Source organism: Acidicapsa ligni (assembly GCF_025685655.1).
In the GTDB taxonomy this organism is placed as follows: domain Bacteria; phylum Acidobacteriota; class Terriglobia; order Terriglobales; family Acidobacteriaceae; genus Acidicapsa; species Acidicapsa ligni.
This window is the reverse complement of sequence record NZ_JAGSYG010000001.1, coordinates 520,304-545,447: the sequence shown is the minus strand read 5'-3', so window position 1 is coordinate 545,447 and position 25,144 is coordinate 520,304. Positions and strand designations below refer to the sequence as shown.

The 25,144-nt window shown below is 59.0% G+C and carries 24 protein-coding genes; 15 read left to right on the top strand and 9 right to left on the bottom strand.

Annotation, left to right across the window (positions count from 1 at the left end; all coding sequences use genetic code 11):
• The first annotated feature begins 29 nt into the window (after positions 1–29).
• Both nadC and OHL19_RS02115 read left to right on the top strand, forming a co-directional pair.
• Positions 30–998, top strand: a complete 969-nt coding sequence (gene nadC, locus OHL19_RS02120) for a carboxylating nicotinate-nucleotide diphosphorylase (protein WP_263355932.1) — start codon at positions 30–32, stop codon at positions 996–998.
• Positions 999–1,156: 158 nt separating this feature from the next.
• Positions 1,157–1,975 (top strand): biotin--[acetyl-CoA-carboxylase] ligase, encoded by an 819-nt coding sequence (locus OHL19_RS02115; protein WP_263355931.1) that lies wholly within the window; start codon positions 1,157–1,159, stop codon positions 1,973–1,975.
• A gap of 68 nt (positions 1,976–2,043) precedes the next feature.
• On the opposite strand, the gene OHL19_RS02110 is transcribed toward OHL19_RS02115, so the two are convergent.
• Positions 2,044–2,781: a hypothetical protein gene (locus OHL19_RS02110; protein WP_263355930.1), complete on the bottom strand. Its 738-nt coding sequence runs from the start codon at positions 2,779–2,781 to the stop codon at positions 2,044–2,046.
• Between the two features lie 74 nt (positions 2,782–2,855).
• Here OHL19_RS02110 and OHL19_RS02105 point away from each other — a divergent pair, with 74 nt between their 5' ends.
• From OHL19_RS02105 to OHL19_RS02085, 5 genes are all read left to right on the top strand, one after another.
• Positions 2,856–3,770, top strand: coding sequence for a type III pantothenate kinase (locus OHL19_RS02105; RefSeq protein ID WP_263355929.1), 915 nt, complete (start codon positions 2,856–2,858; stop codon positions 3,768–3,770).
• Positions 3,771–3,779: 9 nt separating this feature from the next.
• Positions 3,780–4,490, top strand: coding sequence for a hypothetical protein (locus OHL19_RS02100; protein ID WP_263355928.1), 711 nt, complete (start codon positions 3,780–3,782; stop codon positions 4,488–4,490).
• On the top strand, positions 4,487–5,794 hold the full coding sequence (gene rlmD, locus OHL19_RS02095; RefSeq protein WP_263355927.1) for a 23S rRNA (uracil(1939)-C(5))-methyltransferase RlmD: 1,308 nt from the start codon (positions 4,487–4,489) through the stop codon (positions 5,792–5,794). The genes OHL19_RS02100 and rlmD overlap by 4 nt, the downstream gene beginning before the upstream one ends.
• A gap of 103 nt (positions 5,795–5,897) precedes the next feature.
• Positions 5,898–8,828 (top strand): ComEC/Rec2 family competence protein, encoded by a 2,931-nt coding sequence (locus tag OHL19_RS02090; RefSeq protein WP_263355926.1) that lies wholly within the window; start codon positions 5,898–5,900, stop codon positions 8,826–8,828.
• 118 nt (positions 8,829–8,946) lie between these two features.
• Entirely contained in the window at positions 8,947–9,243 is a 297-nt protein-coding gene (locus OHL19_RS02085; protein ID WP_263355925.1) for a hypothetical protein, read from the top strand.
• 276 nt (positions 9,244–9,519) lie between these two features.
• Here the strand turns inward: OHL19_RS02085 and OHL19_RS02080 are convergent, their stop codons facing one another.
• The 4 genes from OHL19_RS02080 to OHL19_RS02065 form a co-directional block, all read right to left on the bottom strand.
• Positions 9,520–10,164, bottom strand: coding sequence for a DUF3108 domain-containing protein (locus OHL19_RS02080; protein ID WP_449701824.1), 645 nt, complete (start codon positions 10,162–10,164; stop codon positions 9,520–9,522).
• Positions 10,165–10,488: 324 nt separating this feature from the next.
• Positions 10,489–11,064 carry a methyltransferase family protein gene (locus OHL19_RS02075; RefSeq protein ID WP_263355924.1) on the bottom strand — a complete coding sequence of 192 codons (576 nt, stop codon included), beginning with the start codon at positions 11,062–11,064 and terminating at the stop codon, positions 10,489–10,491.
• 35 nt (positions 11,065–11,099) lie between these two features.
• Positions 11,100–12,320: a glycosyltransferase family 9 protein gene (locus OHL19_RS02070; protein ID WP_263355923.1), complete on the bottom strand. Its 1,221-nt coding sequence runs from the start codon at positions 12,318–12,320 to the stop codon at positions 11,100–11,102.
• Positions 12,321–12,485: 165 nt separating this feature from the next.
• Positions 12,486–12,779 (bottom strand): hypothetical protein, encoded by a 294-nt coding sequence (locus tag OHL19_RS02065; protein ID WP_263355922.1) that lies wholly within the window; start codon positions 12,777–12,779, stop codon positions 12,486–12,488.
• Positions 12,780–13,110: 331 nt separating this feature from the next.
• Between OHL19_RS02065 and OHL19_RS02060 the strand changes: the two genes are divergently transcribed.
• Together OHL19_RS02060 and OHL19_RS02055 are read left to right on the top strand one after the other, a co-directional pair.
• Complete coding sequence (locus OHL19_RS02060; protein WP_263355921.1) at positions 13,111–13,599, top strand: hypothetical protein; 489 nt, start codon at positions 13,111–13,113, stop codon at positions 13,597–13,599.
• Positions 13,600–13,624: 25 nt separating this feature from the next.
• Positions 13,625–14,023, top strand: a complete 399-nt coding sequence (locus OHL19_RS02055; RefSeq protein WP_263355920.1) for a PilZ domain-containing protein — start codon at positions 13,625–13,627, stop codon at positions 14,021–14,023.
• Here the strand turns inward: OHL19_RS02055 and rsmI are convergent.
• Together rsmI and OHL19_RS02045 are read right to left on the bottom strand one after the other, a co-directional pair.
• Positions 14,020–14,991 (bottom strand): 16S rRNA (cytidine(1402)-2'-O)-methyltransferase, encoded by a 972-nt coding sequence (gene rsmI, locus OHL19_RS02050; RefSeq protein ID WP_263355919.1) that lies wholly within the window; start codon positions 14,989–14,991, stop codon positions 14,020–14,022. The two genes, OHL19_RS02055 and rsmI, sit on opposite strands and share 4 nt — an antisense overlap.
• Positions 14,992–15,074: 83 nt before the next feature.
• Entirely contained in the window at positions 15,075–16,181 is a 1,107-nt protein-coding gene (locus OHL19_RS02045) for a CBS domain-containing protein (RefSeq protein ID WP_263355918.1), read from the bottom strand.
• A gap of 569 nt (positions 16,182–16,750) precedes the next feature.
• Here OHL19_RS02045 and OHL19_RS02040 point away from each other — a divergent pair.
• On the top strand, positions 16,751–17,317 hold the full coding sequence (locus OHL19_RS02040; RefSeq protein WP_263355917.1) for a hypothetical protein: 567 nt from the start codon (positions 16,751–16,753) through the stop codon (positions 17,315–17,317).
• A gap of 215 nt (positions 17,318–17,532) precedes the next feature.
• The gene (rsmD, locus tag OHL19_RS02035) at positions 17,533–18,108 is read left to right on the top strand and encodes a 16S rRNA (guanine(966)-N(2))-methyltransferase RsmD (RefSeq protein ID WP_263355916.1); all 576 of its coding nucleotides are present in this window, start codon (positions 17,533–17,535) and stop codon (positions 18,106–18,108) included.
• A 28-nt stretch (positions 18,109–18,136) separates the two neighbouring features.
• Here rsmD and OHL19_RS02030 read toward each other — a convergent pair whose 3' ends face one another.
• Positions 18,137–18,916, bottom strand: a complete 780-nt coding sequence (locus OHL19_RS02030) for an SDR family NAD(P)-dependent oxidoreductase (protein ID WP_263355915.1) — start codon at positions 18,914–18,916, stop codon at positions 18,137–18,139.
• An 89-nt stretch (positions 18,917–19,005) separates the two neighbouring features.
• Positions 19,006–19,680 (bottom strand): hypothetical protein, encoded by a 675-nt coding sequence (locus tag OHL19_RS02025; RefSeq protein ID WP_263355914.1) that lies wholly within the window; start codon positions 19,678–19,680, stop codon positions 19,006–19,008.
• Between the two features lie 139 nt (positions 19,681–19,819).
• Between OHL19_RS02025 and OHL19_RS02020 the strand changes: the two genes are divergently transcribed.
• The 4 genes from OHL19_RS02020 to OHL19_RS02005 all read left to right on the top strand — a co-directional run bounded on the left by OHL19_RS02020 (position 19,820) and on the right by OHL19_RS02005 (position 25,049).
• Positions 19,820–21,187, top strand: a complete 1,368-nt coding sequence (locus OHL19_RS02020; protein ID WP_263355913.1) for a 3-deoxy-D-manno-octulosonic acid transferase — start codon at positions 19,820–19,822, stop codon at positions 21,185–21,187.
• Positions 21,184–22,155, top strand: coding sequence for a tetraacyldisaccharide 4'-kinase (gene lpxK / locus OHL19_RS02015; protein ID WP_263355912.1), 972 nt, complete (start codon positions 21,184–21,186; stop codon positions 22,153–22,155). The genes OHL19_RS02020 and lpxK overlap by 4 nt, the downstream gene beginning before the upstream one ends.
• A 255-nt stretch (positions 22,156–22,410) precedes the next feature.
• Positions 22,411–23,598 (top strand): molybdopterin-synthase adenylyltransferase MoeB, encoded by a 1,188-nt coding sequence (gene moeB / locus OHL19_RS02010; protein WP_263355911.1) that lies wholly within the window; start codon positions 22,411–22,413, stop codon positions 23,596–23,598.
• A 398-nt stretch (positions 23,599–23,996) separates the two neighbouring features.
• On the top strand, positions 23,997–25,049 hold the full coding sequence (locus OHL19_RS02005) for a PIN/TRAM domain-containing protein (protein ID WP_263355910.1): 1,053 nt from the start codon (positions 23,997–23,999) through the stop codon (positions 25,047–25,049).
• Positions 25,050–25,144: the final 95 nt, after the last annotated feature.

Genomic DNA, 25,144 nt, shown 5'->3' with positions numbered 1-25,144 from the left:
CTGAAAGCTGACTGAAGAGGTTTCCAAACATGGACTGGAAAAATCGCCGCATCGAAGCCCTGCTAGAACAGGCGCTCATCGAAGACAAAGCCGCCAGCGACGCCACCACCAACCTCACCATCGACCCCGACCTGCGCGCCACCGCCACCATCCTCGCTCGTCAGGACATGATCGTCGCAGGCCTCGGCTGCGTCCCGCGCATCTTTGAAATCTTCGCCAAGCTCGACCCGCGCCAGCCCGCGCAAACCCGCTATGAAGTAGTCAGCCACCCCGAGATCTTCGACGGGGTCCGCGTCCGCGACGGCCAATCCCTCGCCGTCATTCGCCACAACGCCCGAGCCCTCCTGAGCTGCGAACGAGTCATCCTCAACCTCATGCAGCACCTCAGCGGCATCGCCACCCTGACGCGCCGATACGCCGACGAATTGCAGGGTACCAAGGCCCACGTTCTCGACACTCGCAAGACCGTCCCCGGTCTACGGGCATTGGATAAATACGCCGTCCTCTGCGGCGGAGGCACCAATCACCGCCTCGACCTCTCCGACGGAATCCTCATCAAAAACAACCACATTTCCCTCGGCGGCGGAGTCCAGCAAGTCCTCACCCGCGCCCTCGCCGACCGCAAACCCGGCATGCGCGTCCAGATCGAAGTCCGCTCCACCAGGGAACTCGAAGACGCCCTGAAATACGGCGCCGAAGCCCTGCTCCTCGACAACATGACCCCCGAAGAAGTAAAAGACGCCGTCTCACGAATCAAGCAATTCGTAGCAGAACGCGAAGCCTCCAGCACCAGTAACGACAAATCCGGCGACAAGTCTAACAACAAGCCCAACGACAAACCCGGTAGCTGGATCCCCACCGAGGCCTCCGGCGGCATCGTCCTGGAAAACATCCGCGCCTACGCCCTCGCCGGCGTAGACTTCATCTCCGTCGGAGCACTAACCCACTCCGCCAAAGCCGCCGACATCAGCATGCGCATCACCGCAGAAAAACGCTAACCAGCCGTACCCACAGTTGCCGTTGCCCTTACAGTTGTTGCAGTCGCCCTTGCCTTTGCAGTTGCCTTTCTGGCTGTCATTCCCGAAGGGAATCTGCTGTTAGCCCTTGCCCTTCCATCAGCCATCCAAAGGAAACCTCCCTCCGCCCGAACCCAACCATGCCAACCGACCAACTAAACCCCAACACGATCAACACCGCCCTCGTCGGAACCCCCTTCAGCGGCAAGATGCATCACCTCGCCACCATCGAATCCACCAACACCCACGCATTAGCTCAGATCAAACAAGCCGCCCCGCACGGCAGCTTCTACATTGCCGATGAACAAACCGCGGGCCGCGGCCGCAGCGATCATCAATGGCACTCTGCCCTGAGCCAGGGCCTCTACTTAAGCGTCCTTCTCCGACCCGCAATAACCGCCCCCGAACTAGTCTGGATACCTCTTTTAGCTGGCCTCGCCGCTCACAGCGCCATCACTGAAGCCACCGGCCTCACCGCCGACCTCCGCTGGCCCAACGACCTCCTCATCGGCCCCCGCAAAACCGGCGGCATCCTCGTCGAAGCCCAGACCGATTCAGGCAAAGTAACAGGCGTAGTCATCGGCATCGGCATCAATCTCCACCAGCAGCAATTCCCCCTCAGCCTCGCTGGACAAGCCTTCTCCACCGAACCCACCTCGCTTGACCTCGAAACAGGCCGCATCACCAGCCGTCAGCAACTCCTGATAGCCATCCTCCAATCCCTCGATACAGAACTGAAAATCTTCCACTCCCAAAACCGCCACACAGCCCTGTCGCAAATCCCCAGCCGCATAGAGGCCATCAGCACCTGGGTCAACAACCGCCGCGTAGAAGTTCACGGCCCCCAACCCTGCACCGGCATCACCGCCGGCCTGGACCCACAAGGCTTCCTGAAAGTCCGCACTGCAACAGGCCTGATCACCATCACCACCGGCGGCATCCGCGCAGCAGCAAACTAAATCCCAATTTCCACGAAAAGAAGTTCCTCAGCTCCGCCACAAAATCGGCCAGACATGATCCATGATCTTCAGTCTGAAAAGTGCACCGACTTGTCCAGCCCCATGATTTCCATCTCGCGGCAGGGCATCGAGAAAACCTCCGGGGCAGTGTGAAACTTCCGGAACAAGGCAAAGACGTAAGGCATGCGTTCCTCGATATTTGCCCAGTTTCTTGCCGCGGTCGCCGGGGCACCTGGAAGGTCGTCTCCGACAGCCAGAGACTGCTCACCGATTTCGTACGCCATCATTCTCTGGGTCACGCAGCGTCGTACGATAAACGGCATAGCACCATGAATATAAGGCTCAAGCCGAATATGTTCGTGGTAGACAATCTCGCTATTGCCAGCAATCACTGCTGTTAAAACACCCACCACACTGCCCACTGCACCCGCTGTCAATGTCGCATTAGTGATTGCACTCTCTAAATCCTCCTGTCGAATAGTCGCACCTGCCTTCCGCGAGCCCCAAACAGCCCATGAATGGAAGTTCGGCCCTCCTGCGCGGCCGAGGCGGTCAGCCAACGCTTCAGAGAGCAAGTAATGCAACCTCGTAATCAATTGGTTGGAATAGGACATGTCCGGTTCAGCACATGCCTCTTCAATCGCCTTGATCCATCGCTCAGAAGTCGTCATATCGTTAGTATCGGAGACACCAAGTCTCGCACACAACTTGGCCGCCTCAATGATGCCATTTATAAACAGGGTGATTCGATTCGATGGGATCTCGCTGATCGATGCACCCAACGGGGCGCAAATCCCGAATAGCAACCGGCTCTCCTCCGACCCAATTGCACGAACGTCCAGCGATGTCCGAGCCAGCAATCTGTTAACCTGCTTCTCGTATGCTCCTCGCACTCGACGTAGGCAACACCAACACCGTCCTAGGCCTCTACCGTCTCGATTCTGGCAACGGCCCCGAAAGCCTCGTAGCCCACTGGCGTGTCTCCACGCACCGTACCCAGACTGCCGACGAGTACGGAGTTCTCTTCGTCAACCTCTTCAATCTCCACGGCCTCGCCACCAGCCAGGTCAAGCACATCATTATTTCCTCGGTCGTACCGCCCGTTGAGAGCACGCTGCTCCGGGTCTGCGAAAGCTACTTCCACGTCAAGCCGCTCTTCGTCGAACCCGGCATCAAGACCGGCATGCCCGTCCTCGTAGATAACCCCGCCGAACTAGGCGCGGACCGACTTGTCAACGCCATAGCCGCCTACGAAAAATACGGCGGGGCAACGGCTCAAAAAGAGGGCTCTCCCCTCATCGTCGTGGACTTTGGCACCGCCACCACCTTCGACGTCATCTCCGCCAAAGGCGAATACCTCGGCGGCATCATCTCCCCCGGACTCGGCATCAGCGCCGACGCCCTGTTCTCCCGTGCCGCACGCCTTGGCCGCGTCGACATCAAGCGCCCGGCCAAAGTCATCGGCACCACCACCGTCACCCACATCCAGAGCGGCCTTTACTACGGCTACATCGGCCTCGTCGACGGCATCCTCGAACGCATGATCGCCGAGATGGCGCAAAACTCCGAGGCAGCCTCCCAAAAATCAGCCCTACGCACACGCAGCAGCAAAAGCACACTCAAAATCGTCGCCACCGGAGGACTCGCCTCGCTCATCGCCGCAGACTCCCGCTATATCTCCGAGATCGACGACATGCTCACCCTCGACGGTCTCCGCATCGTCTTCGAACGCAACCAGATCGAACCCGACAAGTCCGGTAAACCCGCCCGCCCCAGCAAGCACGGGAAAAAGTAAGCCGATTTCATGACACGGTATCAGAACTACTTCAACTACTTCACCGAAATCGAAGAACACTTCCAGCGCCGCCGCGGATCGCTACTGCTGCTCAGCACCCTCGACTGGGCGCTCATCGAGACCTGGCGCGAAGCCGGAATCCCCCTCGAAATCGTCCTCCGCGGCATCGACGAAGCCTTCGACAAATACGACGCCCGCCAGCGCACCAGCTCCCGTCGCGTCCGCCAGGTCAACGGCCTCGCCTGGTGCGCCCAGGCCATCATGGAAGCCGCTGAGCAGCAAAAAGAAGCCGCCATCGGCATCGCGCCTGCCGCAAAATCGGAACCCGACCCCGGCTTCGAATCCCAGCGTATCGCCGACCATCTCCGCACCGCCGCCCAGGCCCTGAGCGCTGCCACCATCGCCCCCGAAGCCTGCGAATCACTCGCTTTCCGCCTTCAAACCATTGCCGATGAAATCCTCGTCCAGCTACCCAATCTCGAAGACCTCGAACGCCAGCTCACTGTCCTCGAAGAAAAGCTCTTTGCCTCACTCACCACCTGCGTGCCCGAAGACCTCCTGATTCGCCTCAAGGCAGAAGCAGCCCGCGAACTCGCCGCCTACCGCGCCCGCATGTCCGCCGTCCAGCTCCGCCAGATCGAGCAGCAGTTCGTGCACAAGCGCCTATTGGAGCACTACAGCCTCCCACGCCTCAGCCTCTTCTACATGAGGCAAGCGTGAATCCGCCCTTCACGCAACCCCTCGCACTCGAAAAGCCAATCTACGGCGGCGACTGCCTGGCTCACCTCGCAGGCAAAGACGGCAAAGCAGGAAAATCAGTCTTCATCCCTCTCACCCTCCCCGGCGAAATCGTCAACGCCCATCCAATCGAAGAGAAGCGCAACTACATCAAAGCCGAACTGGACGAGGTCCTCACCCCATCGCCCAGTCGCATCCCCCCCCCATGCCCATACTTCGGATCATGCGGCGGATGCCACTACCAGCACGCCAACTACCCCACCCAATTAGCGCTGAAAGAACAAATCCTCCGCGAAACCCTCCACCGCGCCGGAGTCTCCACATCGCAGGAAATCGCCACCCTCACCGCCATCCCGTGGGCCTATCGCAACCGCATCCGCCTGGCCATCCTGCCCGACGGCAGCTTCGGCTATCGCAGCCGACGCTCCCACGACATCGTTCCCATCAGCGAATGCTCGGTTGCTTCCCCCATATTGCTCCGCGCGGCGAAAATCACGGGCAAGTTTTTAGCTGAAAATGCGAACGCAGTACCAATACGGGAGATGGAACTATTCACGAACCAAAATGAATCCGAACTCCTGCTGACCCTCTTCACCGCCGCCACATCGACCATCGATCCGACTTCATGGCTATCCGCTCTCCTGTCCGCACTTCCACCCGAGACCACCAGCATCCGCATACAGCAATCCGAAGGCGCACTCAACCCCAAAACCCTCGCCGCCATCGGCACTCCCTCGCTCACCTACGCCACCGCCGGCTTCAACTACCAGGTACCTCACGGATCGTTCTTTCAGATCAACCGCTATATTCTGGACGACTTCACCACCCTCGTAACCGGCAATCTAGCGGGAAAATCCGCCTGGGATCTCTACGCCGGAGCAGGTCTCTTCAGCCGCCACCTCACCCAATCCTTCGCCGAAGTACACGCCGTAGAAATAGCCCCATCCGCCTATCCCGCGCTCCAGCAAAATCTCGCCAACACCACCAGCCACGCCATCAACAGCACCACGCTCGACTACCTCCACCTCAATCGCGAAAACCGCGAACCCCGCCCCGACCTCATCGTCCTCGACCCACCCCGCGCAGGCCTCGGCGAAGAAGTCACCACCCTCCTCAACGCCATCCACGCCCCCGAAATGGTCTATGTCTCCTGCGACCCATCCACCCTCGCCCGTGACCTCCGCGCCCTCACGCAGGAGCGCTACACGCTCCACAGCCTCACCCTGGTAGACATGTTTCCCCAAACATTTCACCTCGAAACGGTAGCCCGGCTCCGCCGCAAATAATCCCGCCGATCCGCATTCCTCACCCTGCCCGATCTGCTACGCTTGCTCCCAGCTATCCAGCTCAATTTTCAGAAACGCCGCTCTCGCAGCGCCACATTCCCGCGTGCCCCGAATCACGCCCGGCAAGCACCCGGCCCGCGCCCGAGCCCCGAGCAAGGAGAAACCCCTGTCCACCCCAGCCCTTTCTCCCGCCTCCAAACAACGCCACGCCACTTCGCGCTGGAATCCCGCTCTGCCCTACAACCCCGCCATCCTCATCCCGCTCTTCTATGCCGCGTTGCTCTTCATCGCAGGCATCCTCATCGCCCGCTTTCAATACCTGCGCCCCGGCATTCTCCTCGCCGGACTAGCTCCGCTCACCCTCATAGCAGGCTGCGCAATCTTCAAAGCACCCCGCCTGAGCTGGCTCCCAATCGCCCTCATCTGGATCACTCTCGGCACATGGTCCGCCGAATCCGAACGCCAACCCGCTCCCTCGCCAACCATCACCGCCCTCAACAACGGCCTCTTGCGCACAGTGGAAGGCACCGTCACCGCCGCCGGTCCGCTACGCAACGCCGCACCAGAAGCCGAAGACATCCCCGAAGCCCAGACCGCCCCCGAAGCCCAAAATGAACCCGAAACTCAAGACGTACCCGCAATCTCATCCCCCCATCAACTCCAGCAGGTAGACCTTGAACTAACCTCCGCCGAAACAGTCACCGACCAGGCCGACATCCTCACCGCAATCCCCAAATCTCAAACCGCCAAACTCCGCCTGACAATCCATTGGCCCCATGCCAATCCCGACTCCTCAACCCCCATCAGCTGCGGCGACCATCTCCAGGCAGTCGTCCGCATGCTCTCGCCAGACACCTACCACGACCCCGGCGTATGGAGCCAGACCGACTATCTCCAATCCCAAAGCATCGCCGCCACCAGTTCCCTTGACTCCAGCAAACAGGACGGCAACCAACCACGCCTCACCATCCTCAACCACGCATCTGCAACCTCCATCGCCTGCCAACTCAACAGCCTGCAGCAATCCGCCAGCACCCGCCTCGCATCGCTCCCAGCCCTCACCCACGCGCTACCTCGGACCCTGCGCGTCACGCCAGAAGACGCCGCCATGCTCGCCGCCCTCATCGCCGGGGACCGCACCTACCTCACCCGCACCCTCCGCATCGGCTTCGAACGCACCGGCTCCTTCCATCTCGTCGTCGTCTCCGGCCTGCACTTGGCCATACTCTCGGCCTTCGTCTTCGCCCTCGCCCGTCGCCTCCGAATCCCACCACTCCCCACCACCGCACTCACCATCGGCCTCACGCTCGCCTACGCCCTCTTTACCGGGTTCGCGCTGCCCGCCCAGCGCGGTTTCTGGATGATCACCCTCTACCTCATCGGCCGCCTTTTCTATCGCACCCGCAGCCCGCTTAACGTCATCGGATTCGCCACCCTCTGCCTGCTTGCCGTCAGCCCACGCAGCCTCTTCGACGCCAGCCTGCAAATGACCCTGCTCTCCGTAACAGCCATCGCAGGCATCGCTCTACCGCTGCTCGACCGCACCCTCCGGCCCTATCGCGAAGCCACGCACGACCTCCCGCTCATCTCTATCGACCCCAGCCTGCCACCCCAAATCGCGCAATTCCGCGTAACCCTGCGCATCCTCACCCGCCGTCTCGAACAAGCCATCTCCCGCCCGATCGCACGCCGGTTTTTTCCCTGGCTCATTCGCATCGCCATCCAGCTCGCCGAACTCATCTTCATCACCTGCATCGTCGAACTGGCCCTGTCTCTGCCGATGGCCATTTACTTCCACCGCATCACTCTCTACGCCCTGCCCGTCAACCTGCTCATCCTGCCCCTGCTCGGCCTGCTCGTCCCCGCCGCCATGCTGCTTCTGCTGGTCCTGACGCTCGTAGCCATCTGGCCCGCCGCAGCCCTCATCCCGGCAGTAATCTGCGCGGTTATCCTCCATCTAAGCGTGGCTATCGTCCGCACACTGGGAGCACTCACTCTCGGCGATCTTCGCATCCCTCAACCCACCTCCCTGCAGATCGCCCTGGCCGTCGCGCTCTTCGTCCTGTCCCTGCAACTCGCCCGCGGCAGCACACGCCAGCGCAGTCTCGCCCTGGCCGCGATCCTCCTTGCCGCCGTCGCCACGCTCTACCCACGCCCCATCGACCACCCCGCGAACGCGCTCCTCTTCCAAGCCATCGACGTAGGCCAGGGCGATTCTCTCCTTCTCATCACCCCCGACGGCAAAACCCTCCTCGTCGACGCCGGAGGCATCGGCTTTCTCCCCACCACCGCCCAGGCAAATTTCGACATTGGAGAAGACGTAGTCTCCGCAACTCTCTGGTCCCGTGGCATCCGCCGCCTCGACGCCGTAGCCCTCACCCACGCCCACCAGGACCACATGGGCGGTCTGCCCGCCATCCTGCGCAACTTCCGTCCCCGCGAACTCTGGGTCGGCAGCAACCCACCCATCCCCGCCTACACCGCCCTGCTGCGGCAAGCCCTTGCCGCAGGCACACAAGTCCGCTCCTTCCGCGCCGGAGACAACATCCCCCTCGGCCAGGCAAGCTTCCGCGTTCTGGCCCCCGGACGCAGCTACCAGCCCAAAACCCAACCCGGCAACAACGACTCGCTCGTCCTGAAAGCCACCTATCGATCCAACAGCATCCTCCTCGCCGGAGATGCCGAAGAGCCCGAAGAAAGAGCCATGCAGGAAAGAGCCTTGCAAGAAAGCTCCATGCAGGAACAAGCCGCACAAGAATCAGGCCTGCAAAGCATCCTCCTCAAAGTCGGCCACCACGGCAGCATCACGTCCACCCATCCGGCATTTCTCGCCCAGGTAGCCCCAGCCTGGGCCGTCATCTCCTGCGGACGCCACAATCGCTTCAACCATCCCCGTCCCGAAATCCTCGCCGAACTCCAGTCCGCGCACATCCGCACCTACCGCACCGACATCGACGGCACCACCTGCTTTGAATTGGACGGCAACCCCGGAAGCGACTCCATCACTCCCCAGCCCATGTGCCAAACCAGGTAACCAGCTCTGGTCTACCTGCAAAAATTCCGTGATTTCCATTTGGAATCGGGTGTACCATCCACAGAATCAGGCAGGCATCCGCACCAGCATTTGCATCGAAACGGAGGCATCCACAAGCATGAGCCAGCTAGCCGCCCAAACGGAAAATCAGCCCACGTATAAGCCCGAATCACTCCAGACCCCCGAAGAAAAAGCCGAAGAGTCCCGCCGCATCCGGCGTCTCCAGCTCATGATGAACATGGTCATCCAGGTAATCCAACAGGATCGCAACCTGCCCGTCGAACAAGCCTCCGCCATGGTCGCCAACGCCCGCCGCGCAGCCCTGGCCATGTTCCCCGGCAAAGAACTAGCCTTCGACCTCATCTACTGGTCCCGCCTGCAACGCACCATGCGCGAACGCTACCGCATGCAATAACCCAAACAAAACATCAGCTCCAGAGCAACAAACCCTAGGTTACCGTTGCCCTTGCTTTGCCCTTGCCCTTGCCGTTGCAGTTGCTGTTGCTTTTCTGGCTGTCATTCCCGAAGGGAATCTGCTGTTAGCATTTGCCGTTGCAGTTGCCCTTGCCCTTGCATTTGCCCTTGCTTTTCTGGCTGTCATTCCCGAAGGGAATCTGCTGTTATCCCTTCCCCCTCTATCTATCAACCCCGAAAAGAGAATCCCCTTCGCCGCCAGGGACACCAAAAAAAACTATTTATTCTCCACACTAGCCAACCGAAAAGTAATCGTCCCCCAGAACAACCGCGCCCGCATCTGCACCGGCAAATGCCGCTCGTCGTCCGTATACCAGATCCAGATATTTCCGCGATTCTTCACAATACCCGCCTCAGCCGTCGGCTCCACCTTCACCGTCTTGAACGTCCCGGCAGCAGTCTTGACCTCTTCCCTGGCCTCGACCTTCATCGTCACCACCACCGTCTTCAGCGGATCCACGACCGGCATCTGGAAGCTCTTGCCCACCTCCATCGGTTGCGACGAAGCATAAAACACCCCGGTCAGCAGATCCGTCAGACATCCCGGTATCCCGGACTCCAGATGCTTTGCCTGCCCATTCACCAGGTTCTTCTCATCCATCACTGACTTGCCCTGCTGATAGTCCAGTTTCAGCGTCGACGAAATCTGCCGCCGTCCCTCCACCGTCTGCTTGTCAAACTCCGAAGTGCAGCCCTTCTCGCGATCAAACGTCGATTGAAACTTGTCGCTCACATGAAACAACAGGTTGATCGCCCCAATCGTGTCCGCATTCGCCGACAGGTGCTCATTCGTCCCATCCGACTCAAAATGAATAACCGCCGTCCCAGCCGTAAACACCCGCCAGTCCACCGTATATGTCAAAGTCTGCTTGGCCGGAAAACTAAACCCCGGGCGGGGTACCGGTAAAGGAGGAATCTGCTGCCCAACGGCAACCGTAGCCAGCGACAGGCCAGCCAATAGCAAAAGAAAAGTAGTACGAAAATTCGGAATCAGGGCCAGCTCCTGTATTGCAACGACTAAATGCGACGCCCAACGTATGCAACGCTCAACGCCGCGGATGTGTCCAGACCCCGCCCGGCTCTACCGTCCTGCCAGGACGCATTGTCCAGCTTTAAGTGTCCAGTCTTTTAGACGAATCCCGCTCATAAGGGAGTTGCATCGACAACACTGCCGCACCATCTCGTTTTAATGTCGTGAATGCAGATACATCCCAAGGAACAGGCTCAGGTACAGCAAAGCAGCCCCTATCGCTGAATTGTACTCGCGATGCTTGCGGTACAGCGCGAAAGAAAATTGCCCCGCCTCACCCGGAGTCGGCACCGGCGACCTCGCAGGCGTAATCCTCGGAATCAATCGCGGAACCCGAGCGCAATACCACTCGAACTGCTCAAACGTCCGGTTGAGAAAAGCCTCTTCCGAAGCAATCACCGGCACATAAATCAACGTGAATCCCACCACCAGCACCGCCGCGAAGGGCCAGCTCATCAGCGCCACGGCAAACCCCGCCGCCATCAGCATCGAGCCCAGGTAGAGCGGATTCCGCGTATGAGCATACGGCCCCGTAATCGTCAGCTCGCTGTTCTTCTTCACATACCCCGACGCATAGCTGCGCAGCCACAGCCCCGGCAGCACCAGCGCCAGGCTCCACGCAATCCACCGCAGCTCAACCCCATGCCGGTAAAGCTGCCAGATATAAACGCCAGCCGCCACAAATCCCAGCGGCACACGAATCCGCCGCGCAATCTTCTGCCATCGGGCCATAAAAGATTCCATAAAGGTAAGGGAACCAGTCTCCATCATCCCCGCTCCGTCCGTTCCGGCCCCAGCAAATCAAGCGCCGCCGTAATCACCAGAGCTGGCTGAATCGTCAATAATCCCGCTTCCGGCTCTGAACCACGCCGATGATCGCGTCTGCTCTCAGGATTTCGCAACACCCGCACCCGCTTCCCATACGGCCCATTCCGCGCCGGATCCGTCGGCCCATAAATGCCCACGACCGGCTTGCCCAGCGCACACGCCAGGTGTACCGGCCCGGTATCGCCGCCAACCGCCAGCGAAATCCGCCGCGTCAACGCAATCAACTGTTCCAACGTCGGCCTCACCACAAAAGCACTGTCATCCGAAGCACTCACCGCCGCCTCAGCCAGCGCTTCCTCGCCCGGCGCAGCATGAATCAGCACAATCGCCCCACGATCCGCCAGCGCCGCAGCCACCACGCCATACCTGTCCGCAGGCCAGCGCTTCGCACCCCACCCCGCACCCGGATGAATCAAAACAATCTCTTTGCCTTCCGGCATACCGTCCAGAACCGTGTCGCACCAGGTCTCGGCATCCTCACTGACCGGCAGCCACGGCTGCATCGGCTGCAGCAGATCACCCGCCACCGCACTCGCCAGTTCCACACCCTGCTCAATCACATGCTCGCCCCTGGTTTCGACCGGCTCGCTATACAAAAACCGCGCCGGCCACTCCCACGGCTTTGAACTACCAATCACCCGCCCGCAGCCGGCCAGCCGCGACACCACAGAAGATCGAATCGCCCCCTGCAGATCCAGCACCGCATCGTACTTCTCAGCCCTTAGCTCCGCCCGCAGCGCTCGAATACCCGCCAGCGTCTCTCCACTCAGCGGCTTGCGTCCCCACGCCTTGGCAGGAACGAAATGCAGTTTGTCGACAACCGGCTGCTCCCACCTGCGCCCCTGAATCGGCAGCAGCGGATGCGGACGCTCCACCAGCATGGGCCGCAAACCGCTCCCCGCAATCTCCACCACGCTACCCTTGGAAAAGCCTGTCGAGGCAACAGCGATCTCTCCACCAGAACCGGCATAGCCCGCAGCGATTGGCGCAGCTTCAACCTCCGCCTCCAGCAGCCCTCGCCACTTCGGCTCAACAGCCCAGCCAATCTTCCACGCAGGATGAGCCATGCGCAGCGCCGTAATCGCCGGCAGTGCATGGAGAATATCCCCCATGGCCCCCAGCCGCACCACCAGCAATCGGAACTGTACCTGTCTTCGCAAAGTCCAATTTTCTCACAGCCCCAAATGCCCGGCAGCTAAACCCTGTTGGCCAAACCCTTTGGCTAAATTTTGCCAGCCAAACCCTTTAGCTAAATCCCTTCACAGCCGCGCACCTCACACGCATCGCGATCGGCATCCACCGGCCATCCCACTCGCCCGGACCAGTCAGCGCTCGCCCACCTGCCGCTTAAGCTGTCGCCATCGCCAAATGCCATAGAGATACCCAATACCGCAATACACGGCCAGCGAGCCCAGCAGCCACGCAATCTCCCGCCACCCCGTGTACTGGTGGCGATGCCGGTCGATATCCATCACCGTCATGCCCAGAAAAAGCAGCCCGCCAAAATAAGAGACGCCGTGCACCCACACAATATGGGTGCGCCCCTTCAGAAACATAAGTTCCGCAATCAGCGCCTGCGAGGCCTTGTAGCGTTCAAGGAAGGTTGAGAACTTTTCCATGAATTCTCTCCGCTTCGTTTGACTTCACTTAGCAGAATTATCTCTCCAGATCCGTCACCATTGAACCCAATCCACAATTTCTTCCGCCCAAAGGCCGTAGCCCTTGCCGTTGCAGTTGCCCTTGCCTTTGCAGTTCTGGCTGTCATTCCCGAAGGGAATCTGCTTCACCCCACCCCCAAGAAAAACCCCCAACCACCCCCAACATTGCGATTGCCGAACACGGTGTGCGAGAGTTGAAGATATCGGCAGTATTGCCGATACCTATTTCAACACCTGAAACCAGTGCGCAATTCCATCAGCGGACAGGCTATCGGGGACTGGATCGTTCGACATGGCAGGTAAAGCGAAAACTCTCACCGTAGGGCAGATTCAGGATGCACTGAAGGCGCACGGCTTTGAAGTGGCAACCGCTCCCGGAGTAACCGGCGGCTTCCGCGTCGCAAAATATGGCTGCGCCGCAATCCTCGTGCCCAACAACAGCCCGGCTGCCCTGCGCGGTTCGGCCATCGACACCGCCGGAACAGTAGTCGCCTACCACGAGCGTCCAGGTGCCTTCGTCGCCGGTGAAATCGCACGTCTGCTCGATCGCGGCTACCAGAAATTTCTGAAAACCAGCAAATACGAGCTGCCCGCAACCGCGCCGCAACTCGCAGCAATTCACCGGTTTACCGAAGAACTAACCCAGGTTTCAGGCGGCATCAGCCTCTACAACGAAGCCCTGGGAACCACCAGCGACGTCTACCAGTACGACCGGGTCAAAGGCCGCGAAGCCCTGCAACCTGCCCCGGCACGTCCCTGGGAGCTAACCGAGGGGCACTAACCCCGAAACGAATAGGGAAGCGGGAATGGCCACTAATTCATCAGACCCTGGAACAGCTTCAAAAGCAGCTCCAGCCAAAGATCGCCGTTCCCATTCCCGCCACGCCATCGAAACCGGCGTAAACCTCATCCTCGTCAAGACCGGAACCATCCTCCCCGGACAGATCCTCGATCTAAGCCTCAGCGGCTGCCGTCTGCAATTGGATACCCGCTTCGATCTCGGAATCTTCATCCGCATCGAGCTGGAGTTTTTCCTGAATGGCCTTCCGCTGCGGCTCGGCGGCGTAAGCCAGACCGTTCTCGATCAGAACACCATCGGAATTCGCTTTCTCGACTTCAGCACCCGCCGCCACGAACAACTCTCCGAACTGATTGCCGAACTCGCCGCAGCCAAAGCAATCACAACATCCGCAGGAATCTCTTAAGAACCGCGCTTCTTCGCCGCGCCCGGCCCCTGGGCCTTCGCCCGCTCCCGCTGCAATTCGCGATAGAGATCGCTCTTTCCCTGTCCCATCTCGCGAGCAATCCGCTTCAGCGCGTCCTTCTCGCTCAGCCCCTCACTCGACTCCAACTGCTGCAACCGGTTCAGCAGGCTCAGGCTCCCATCCTGCTGCGTTTCCGTAAGCGGCACCGCATCCACCAGCAAAGTAATCTCTCCGCGAACTCGATCCCGAGCCGCAAGATTCGCCTTTACCTCGGCCACACCGCCACGCAAAAACTCCTCATGCAACTTGGTGACCTCGCGCGCCACCACCACCCGCAGGCCCGGCCCCCACACGGATTCCAGATCCGCCAGCGTCTCCAGAATGCGATGCGGAGCCTCGTAAAAAATTAACGTACTCTGCGACTCCGAACTCACCGCCTTGGCCAATCCCTCCAGCACCGTGCGCCGCGCCCCAGCCTTCTCCGGCAAAAACCCGAGAAACTGAAAAGCCGCCGTAGACAGCCCCGAAGCCACCAGCGCACTCACCGCCGCATTCGCCCCCGGAATGGGATATACCGTAACCCCCGCCTCAATCGCCGCATGCGTAAAGTAGCCGCCCGGGTCGCTGATCCCCGGCATCCCCGCATCCGAAACCAACGCAATCCGCCGCCCCGCCTTCAACTCCGCAACAAGCTCCCCAGCCCGCTCCCGCTCGTTATGCAGATGCAGGCTCACCGTCGGCGTCGCAATGCCAAAGTGGTTCAGCAGCTTTTGCGTCTGCCGCGTATCCTCACAGGCAATGCGATCCGCAGACTTCAATACGCGAATCGCACGCAACGTAATGTCTTCCAGATTGCCTATCGGAGTGCCCACCAGGTAAAGCCCCGGCGCAAGCGGTCGCTCCGCCCCCCCATGCGAGGGCAGTTCCTCATCAAACTCCTCGTTTTCAGGAACAGGCAAATCAACCATGCTGATGAGAGACTTTCGTTTTTAAAAAGGGCGCGGCCTCAGCCGCCAGTAGATTTCATACCGAGACACTGCCGAGATCCAGCTCACATCTCGTTTCGTTCAATCTTGCGCTGCTCCGCAAGCAGCGACATGGAAGTCATCAAATTCTGCACACTCACCATGCCCACAATCTTTTCGCCCTCGGCCACCGGGATCAGCGTCAACCCCCGCCCCGCAGTAATACGGCGAATAATCGCGCCCAGCGTATCCTCCGGCTTGGCCACCTGAAAACTCCGCGACATCACGCCCTGGATATAACCATTCCCATCGGCACGCAGCGTCTCCACAATTCGTTGCCGATTCACAATGCCCACCAACTGCGATCCGCGCACCACAGGAAAGTCCTCCTGCAACGAATGCACACAGCGAATGAGCGCATCCGCCAGCGTATCTGAAGGCGACAGCGTGGCAAAGTCCGTCAGCATCACCTCGCGCATCTGCACCGTATCCACCACGGATTGAAAGAACACGCCCTGGTCCTCAAGCTGCGCCCCGATAAAGATGAAAAATCCCGCAGCAGGCAAGATCGGATCGTGTAGAAAAAATCCGCCAAAAATCGTGCAAAGCGCCACCAGTTGCCCCAGCCCGGTCAACGCCCGCGCCGCCGGAGCCTTGCCATGCAGGCCGCTCAAACCACTCCGCAACAACCGCCCCGCATCCAGCGGATACGCCGGCAGAAAATGCAGCACTCCTAAAAACGCCTGCAGCCAGATCATGCTCCGTAGCAGCGCCGCAGGAGTCACAAACGGCATCCCCATCAACGGAAAGCTACCCGAAGTCCCCGTAGCAATCGCCGCCAGCACCAGCGCAGTCAGAATGTTGGCAAGCGGCCCCGCAATCGCCAGCGGATACTGCGCCGACCCGATAGCAGCCTCCTGGCTCTCCGGAGTGGCATAAGCAAACAGCCCGCCAATCGGCAGCAGCAGCACCGTCCGCAACCGCAGCCCCAGCCACGCGGCCACAACAAGACGCGCAGTCTCCCGCACCGCCACCGCCCCAAAAATCAGCAGCCACAGCCCAAGACCAGCCGCCGCACCCAGGTTCACCGCGTTAGCAAACAGAACGCAGATCACAGCAAGCAGCACAAAAAAAGTGTGGATGCGAAATTCGACGCCCATCCACCGGCCTAACGGGATTGACCAGCCACGCATACACATCGATTGTAGAGGGTGCCACCTGATTCTCAATCAAGACAGCAATCTAAACCAGCCAGCCATACCCAAAAATCAATCAAAGCACCAAATCATCATTAAATAGAAATCAAATAAACCCCAAATAAGCCACGGACAGATAGCCATAGCCCCAGCCGTTGCAGTTGCCCTTGCCCTTGCTGTTGCCCTTGCTTTTCTAGCTGTCATTCCCGAAGGGAATCTGCTTCTGTCTTTAGCTCTTGCCGTTGCCTCGCCTTAGCGCTTGCCCTTCTGTCTGTCATTCCCGAAGGGAATCTGCTTCACCCACCCTTCACTAGAAGAACAATCCCCTAAACCAACCCAAACCAAACGCCGACCTCGAAAACACGCATCAATCCACCAATAAACAGCCAGACAAACCAACTCCTGCTAAAGCACGCGCTCCTCAATTAAATTACGACCAAAGCCGCACCTGCGCTGCTCCTCGACTCAAGGCAGCGGAAAGGAGGTTCTCCGGTGTCTAAATAACCATGCGCTTAAATTGCCATTTCATCGCGCTCGCACTGTTCGTACTTTTCTCTGTGCCCTCGATGGCCCAGAATTCATATTTCCCACAGCGGTCTTTTGATCAGAAGATCCGCAACGACAAGCTCCAGGCTGATTACTACACCTGGGAGCTGAAACTTCTAGATGAAGCTTCTTTCCTCGAACTATCTCAAAAGCCCGCATCGCACTCGTACAGATTTCTTTGGCTGAGATCATTCAACCAACCCGTCATGGTGCGTCTCGATATACAGGCAGATGACACCGGAGTCCTTACAACGAAAATTGGAAGTGGGAGAGCTGGCTTTCAACAAAAGGACCATGTGCTCATCGAGAACACGTCGCGGACACTCACTACCATGCAGGTTGATGAGTTTCTGACCAAAGTTGAAAAGGTGAAATTCTGGCAATTTCCAAGCTACATGGCGGGAGACCAAACGGGAACCGATGGTTCCGATTGGGTTATCGAAGCCGTGCGCGGAGGCAAGTATCACGTTGCGGCTAGATGGTCGCCAGACTCTAAATCCTCCTCCAAACAGGCTGTCAGAGAACTCGGGTTGGCACTTGCCATCGACTTGGCGCAAATGAAGATTCCCGCCGATGAGCTCTACTGACGCGACGACTCACCGAAAGCATGTTCGCTGACAGTACTTCAAGCAAGCATTTTATGCAAAATCGCCAATTCACTTATCGAGCATATGGAAAGTTCTGACTGTTCGGTATCAAAATCTCCGATCGCGCCATAACGTTCTTCGAATGTGCATCTCCGTCCTTCAACCCCCATAGACTCCCCCACCCACCAAAATCAGCTAACGTTAAAACAGAACGTATGCGAGTAATAGCCGGAAATCTCCGATCCCGCCCCCTTGCCGCCCCCGTCGGACAGGACACGCGCCCCACAGCCGACCGCCTCCGCGAAACCCTGTTTAACATCCTCACCCAGGGCGCGACCGATCACGTACAAAGCAAAGCCTTCCTCGATCTCTACGCAGGCTCCGGCGCCGTAGGGATTGAAGCCCTAAGCCGCGGTGCCACGCACGTAACTTTCGTTGAGTCCGGCCCACCCGCGCTCGCCATCTTGAAAAAAAACCTCGACACCCTCAACATCCGCACCGGCTTCTCCGTCGAAAAGCGCAGCGTCGCGGCATTTCTCAAGCGCGAAACACGCACCTACAACGCCATCTTCCTCGACCCGCCCTACGATAAAGCCGACGAATACTCGAACACGCTCAACCTGCTCGGCGGCGACGGCGCCCACCTCCTGGCCGCAGACGCGATCGTCATCGCCGAGCATCGCAAAAAGCAGCCCTTGGCAGAGCAGTACGGAAACCTTACTCGCATCCGCACACTAGCCCAGGGCGATGCCGCACTGAGCCTGTATTCCGTAGTCGTAACCGGACTCTAGCTGTCTAGTCCCGGGATTGCATTTCGCATTACACAATCGAGCGAAGCAACCCACCCTCAGCCCGCAGCGCTGCGCCATTGGTAGCAGAAGACAACGGACTCGCCAGGTAAGCAACCAGGCTGGCAATCTCATCCGCCTCAATCAACCGCTGCAATAACGAATTCGACCGATGCTTTTCAAAGAATTCCTTCTCCGCCTGCTCCGCAGTAGGATTCGGCGTTGAAGCAATCTGCTGCAAAAATCCAACAATCCCCTCCGAACGCGTCGGCCCCGGCAGCACCGTGTTCACCGTCACCGCAGTGCCCTTGGTAAGCTCCGCCAATCCGCGAGAAATCGCCAGTTGCGAAGACTTCGTCATCCCGTAATGAATCATCTCCGCAGGCGTCATCACCGCCGATTCACTGGAGATAAAAATCACCCGCCCACTGTTTCTCTTCAACATCTGCGGAAAATAATGACGAGAGAGCCGCACCCCGCTCAACACATTCACCTCGAAGATCTTTAGCCAATCCGCATCGGTAATTTCGGCAAAAGATTTCGCCTCATAGATGCCCAGGTTGTTCACCAGAATATCGATCTCCGGCACCTGCGCAATCACCGCATCCGCACCCTCAGCCGTGCCCGGATCGGCAACAATCTTGTGAACAGGGAACTCACTCTTCGCAAAAGCCTCATCCAGCTTCTTCTGACTTCTGCCAGGCACAAAAACCGTCACACCCTCTTTTGCCAGCAATTCAACGATTGCCAAACCTATCCCGGCGCTGCCGCCAGTTACCAGTGCAGTCTTCCCCTTGAGTTGCAGATCCATAATCCCTCCTGTATCGCCTTCCAATGTTGGATGAACAAAAACGAAAGATCGACTCGGAGGTTAGCCGTCCAGCTGATTGGTCAGGCACTTCAATTCATCTGCGGAGACTTGCTCTTCAAATATTTATCGAACGGAATCTCAAAATAAAACAGCTCCTGCCCATCCGCATTCTTGATCGTGTGCAGATTCAGCAACGCGCCCTTCAGCGGATGATCGAGACCGCTGACATCGTAGAAGAGAAATCCCGCCCGCGTCGTATGCGGCTCCACCACCAGCGCTTGAAATTCAAACGTATTGAAATCCTGCTCAATCGCCTTATCGCTCGCCTTGGGCTTCAGGTGAATAGCCGGTATCGGCCCCGGCATAGGAATCTTCCCGCCCTGCTTCTCCCGCATCGTCATCAGCCGCTCAACATCCTCCGGCTCCGCAGCCTGGATGCGATCGCCCGTCGCCGTCACATAAATAATCCGCGCATCGCGTAAAGAGATAGGCCGGTCGCTGTTGTTGGTCACAATCAAGCGCACCGGCAACACCCCGTGAGAAACATAATCCACGCGAAAGAGAATCATCTTCTCCTTGGTATCGTACGGCTCTGCGGCAATAGCCAGCTTCTCGTCGGCATGAATCTCAACAGCAGCAAACTCCGTCGCCGGCTGCACCTTCGGCGGAAGATGATCGAGTGCCAGCGCCGAAACACCAGCCAGACCTGCCGCGATAAAGCAGCTCGCCAGCACTCGTTTCAATAGCAAAATTCCGAGGCGCATTTGGCACGACTGTATCATTTGGGGGGTACTCGTTCCTACAATCGAACGAACACCGCGCCCGGAACCAGAATCGCGATCCTCCAGCGCAGCGCTATCGAAATCGCCATACGAATTCAGCCGTGCCAACTTTAAAGGATGCATGATTCTTTTCCTCTACAACATACTCCTGCTGCTCGGGCTGATCCTAAGCGCGCCCTGGTGGATATGGAAGATGACGACCACGCACAAATACCGCGAAGGATTGCGCGAGCGCCTCGGTAAAGTTCCCAGGCGGATATTGGACGCGACAGGCAGCAAACCCGTTATCCAGCCCTCTAGCCAGCCCGTCCTCTGGCTGCACGCCGTCTCCGTCGGCGAAGTCCTCGCCGTAAGCCGCCTCATCTCCGAACTGGAATCCGAACTTCCCACCTATCGACTCGTCCTCTCCACCACCACCCGCACCGGCCAGGCCCTCGCCCGCGAACGCTTCGGCGCATCCCGAGTCTTCTACTGCCCGCTCGATCTCCCCTGGGCCGTCAACGCCTATCTCGATGAACTCAAGCCCCGAATGCTGATCCTCGCCGAGACTGAATTCTGGCCCAACCTGCTCTCCGCCTGCTTCCATCGAGCAATTCCCGTCGTAGTAGTCAACGCACGCATCTCAGACCGCTCCTGGCCCCGCTATCGACGCCTGCGCGCACTCTGGCGACCGTTCCTAAGCAAACTCACCGCCGTACTCGCGCAGACAGCAATCGATGCCGACCGCCTCCGCGCCATCGGCTGCCAGCCAGACCGCGTATCCGTCAGCGGCAACCTCAAATTCGATATCCGCTCCACTCAAGAATCAGCAGCCACAACCCTGCTTCGCACACTCTCCGGCAACCACCGCCTGATCGTCGCCGGAAGCACCCTCGATGGCGAAGAAGAAATCCTCCTCGCCGCCTGGACGCAGCTACAAGCCAAAACCGGAAACACCACACCCGGCGTAGAATTAGCCCTCATCCTCGCCCCGCGCCATCCCGAACGCTTCCCGCAAGTAGCAAGCCTGCTGCAGCAAACCAGCTTTCCCTGGCGTCGCCGCAGTGCAATCGACATCGGGCAATCCCCAAAAAAATTAGCCCCAGAAAAACTAGCCCCCGGCGAAATCATCCTGCTCGATTCCATAGGCGAACTAGCCTCCGTCTACTCCCTGGCCACCATCGCCTTTGTAGGAGGTAGCCTCGTAGAGGCAGGCGGCCACAATCCACTCGAACCCGCCCAGTTCAGCATCCCCATCGTCATGGGCCCGCACTACGCCAACTTCCGCGGCATCGTCGATCAACTGCGTACCCGGCAAGCCCTGACGATAGCCGACAAATCCACTCTAGCCACCACGCTCATCAGCCTTCTCACAAACCCGGCAGAAGCCTCCGCAATGGGCAAACAAGCCCACCACGTCTTCGAAACCCAGTCCGGCGCCACAGCCCGCACCGTAGCCGCAATCCACCAGATACTGAACAAAATCCAGCACGCCCGAGGCCCCCGGTGAAAAGACCCTGGGCCTTGCCTCTAGTCCCGCTCTACGCAGCAGGCACAGCCCTGCGCTCACTGGCACTGCGCCAAGGCTGGGAAAAAATAAACCATCTAACCGCGCCCGTCATCAGCATCGGAAACATCTCCGCAGGAGGCACCGGCAAGACTCCCTTCGTCATAGCCCTCGCCCAACTGCTGCACCGGCAAGGCATCCCGGGGGACATACTGTCACGCGGCTACGGTCGCAACACCGCACATGCAGAGCGCGTAAACCCCAACGGCAGCGCCGCCCAATTCGGCGACGAACCGCTTCTCATAGCCCGCCAGACCGACCTTCCCGTTTACGTCGCCGCCAAACGCTTCGAAGCAGGCCAACTAGCCGAAGCCGCAACACCCCAGAGTAAGCTTCATCTCCTCGACGACGGCTTCCAGCACCGTCAACTGGCCCGCGACATAGACATCGTCCTCATCAACTCCGAAGACCTCGCCGACTCACTTCTCCCCGCAGGCAATCTCCGAGAAAGCCGCTCCGCCCTCAAGCGAGCCAACATATTCGCGATTGATTCAGCAGATGAACCAGCCGCAACCCGCCTCCGCGCCCTGCAACTGACACAACCCATCTGGCGCTACCGCCGCGAAATGCAAGTCCCCAAAATCGCTGGCCCAGTAGTAGCCTTCTGCGGCATAGCCCGCCCCAGCCAGTTCTTCCGGGGATTGGAACAATCCGGCCTCCAGCTCGCCGCCCGCCACGCCTTCAGCGACCACCACAGCTACACCCCGCAAGACCTGCAGCACCTGAACGACCTGGCCAAAACATCCAAAGCCACAGCCCTCATCACCACAGAAAAAGACCAGATCCGCCTACCCAATCCGAACTTCGCACTCCCCCTCCAAACCACACCCCTCCGCATCACCTTCGAAGACGAACCCACAATCCAGTCCTTCCTGCAAACCCACCTCAAACAAACAAAGCCACATCCCTAACCACCGCCACCCCCAGCCGTCGCCTCTGCCCTTGCCCTTGCCCTTGCGTTTGCCTTTGCCGTTGCTCTTGCAGTTCTGTCTGTCATTCCCGCAGGGAATCTGCTGTTAGCAGTTTGCCCTTGCCCTTCTCCCCGTAATTCCCGAAGGAAATCCGCTATCCCACAATTACCTCTAAAATGAATATTGAAGATTTCCCCGGACCCACCGGCATCTAAAGCCAAATCGGATCATCCGAATCATCCAAAGGAACCAGACATGACCACCGCCACCGCCGAACCCTTACCCGAGCTAACCAACGACGAACTGGGCCGCTACTCCCGCCACCTCATCCTTCCCGAGGTCGGCATGGAAGGCCAGCAGCGTCTCAAAGCCGCCAAAGTGCTCTGCGTCGGCACCGGAGGCCTCGGCTCGCCGCTCGCTCTCTATCTCGCCGCAGCCGGTATCGGAACCCTCGGTGTAATTGATTTCGATGTCGTGGACTACAGCAACCTCCAGCGCCAGATCATCCACAGCACCAAAGACGTTGGCCGCAAAAAGGTCGATTCCGCCCAGGAAAAGCTGAACGCGCTCAATCCCGCGCTCAACGTCGTCAAGCACGACACCATGCTCACCAGCGCCAACGCCCTCGAAATCTTCGCCCAGTACGACATCATCGCCGACGGCACAGACAACTTCCAGACCCGCTACCTGGTCAACGACGCCTGCGTCCTGCTCAACAAACCCAATGCCTACGGCAGCATATTCCGCTTCGAAGGCCAGGCCAGCGTCTTCGCCACCAAAGATGGCCCCTGCTACCGCTGCCTCTATCCGGAGCCACCACCACCCGGCCTCGTCCCAAGCTGCGCCGAAGGCGGCGTCCTCGGCATCCTCCCCGGCATGATCGGCACCATCCAGGCCACCGAAGTCATCAAGCTCATCCTCGGCAAAGGCGAGCCGCTCATCGGCCGTCTGCTTCTCGTCGATGCGCTCACCATGCGCTTCCGCGAGCTCAAGCTACGCAAAAATCCCGACTGCCCCGTCTGCGGCACCAACCCGACGGTCACAGCCCTCATCGACTACAACCAGTTCTGCGGAATCGCACCCGAACCAGCACAGGCGGCTACAGTGAAAAACGGCATCCCTCAAATCTCAGTCAAAGAACTCAAAGCCCGCCTCGACGGCAAAGAGGCCCGCAACGACAACTTCCTTCTCCTCGACGTACGCGAGCCCTACGAATTCCAGATCGCCCAGATCGGCGGCAAGCTCATCCCTCAGAACGACGTTCCCAATCGCCTGAACGAGCTCAACCCCCAGCAGGAAATCTTCGTCCACTGCCGCTCCGGAGCCCGCAGCCAGAAGATCGCAGAATTCCTCCAAGCCAACGGCTTCCAGAAAGTCAGCAACGTAGCCGGCGGCATCCTGGCCTGGGCCGACGAAATCGACACCACAGTACAGAAGTACTAACCCAGAAGTACCAGCCCAGAAGTACAGCCAGAAATAAATCCAGCCCAAGATTCCCATCCTTCGCAAACCCACGAAGGATGGGAATTAAAAATCCCCTTCACATCCGTTGCTGCCCTTGCAGTTGCTGTCCTTGCCTTTGCAGTTGCTGCTGCCTTTGCAGTTGCCCTTGCCTTTCTGTCTGTCATTCCCGAAGGGAATCTGCTTCTTCCTTCCCATCCATCCGCAACCCATCCCAAAACAAAAAAGAAACCCTTCCCACTTCAGACCATGTTTACCCTTCCAAAAGGAATTTCCAAAATCTACAACTTCCGTTCTTGACGACCATCTATTCCCGTATGCATACTCCCACTTTGTGATTGCCAGGGCTTTTCTCCCTCCCCGGCAGGAGCTGCATTACTATGGATCTCATTTTGTTGCGGGTTCTCTTCGTCACTCTGATCGCGGTCGTTTGCTATTTTCTACAACCCTTCGGAGTCTCCAGCCCTCTCGCGGCTGGTTGTGGTGCCGTGGCGTCAGCCGCGGTCATCGTTTTTGAGCTTCGTGTCCGCGCACTCAACCTGCGCCGGCTCATCGGAGCCGTGGCAGGCAGCGTCCTCGGCATCTTCGGAGCCTCGCTCTTCTGCCTCGTCCTTCGCTCAGCCCTGCCCGCCGGACCCACCTCCGCAGCCATCCAGGTTTTCGTTCTCCTGCTCATGACCTATGTCGGCTTGTTAGTCGGCACCAGCAAAGGAGAACTGCTCAGCCCCACCGCCCTCGGCACCGTCTTCACCGGCGAAAAAATCACCAAGAAGAGCTTCAAAGTCCTCGATACCTCCGTCATCATCGACGGCCGCATCGCCGACGTAGCCGAGACCGGATTCATGGACGGCATCTACGTCATCCCCGAGTTCGTCCTGCGCGAACTCCAGGTCGTAGCCGACTCCACCGACAGCTCCAAACGCCAGCGCGGCCGCCGCGGCCTCGACATGCTCCAACGCATGCAGTCCAACACCAATCTGCAGATTCAGATCGTTCCCGATGACTTCCCGTCCATCAAAGAGGTCGACCTGAAGCTTCTCGAACTGGCCAAAAAATGGGACGCCAAAGTCGTCACCAACGACTTCAATCTCAACAAGGTCGCCCAGCTCCACCGCGTAGAAGTCCTCAACGTCAACGACCTCGCCAACGCCCTCAAACCCGTAGTCCTGCCCGGCGAAAAGATGAACATCCTCATCCTCAAAGAGGGCAAGGAGTACAACCAGGGCGTCGGCTACCTCGATGACGGCACAATGGTCGTCGTCGACCACGCCCGCCGCGTAATCGGCCGCTCCGTAGAAATCACCGTGACCTCCGTCCTCCAGACAGCCAGCGGCAAAATGATCTTCGGCCGCCTGGAAGAAAACGGCACCCGCCCGGAAAACGGCCGCCCCGACACCCCACGCACAGCAGTCTCCGTGGAGTTCACCCACTAGAACCGCTCTCCGAAATCATGAACCAGCACGCCGGGGCTGATGCCCCGGCGTGCTGGTTCATGATTTCCGCAATCCAGTCATCGGGGAAGACAACT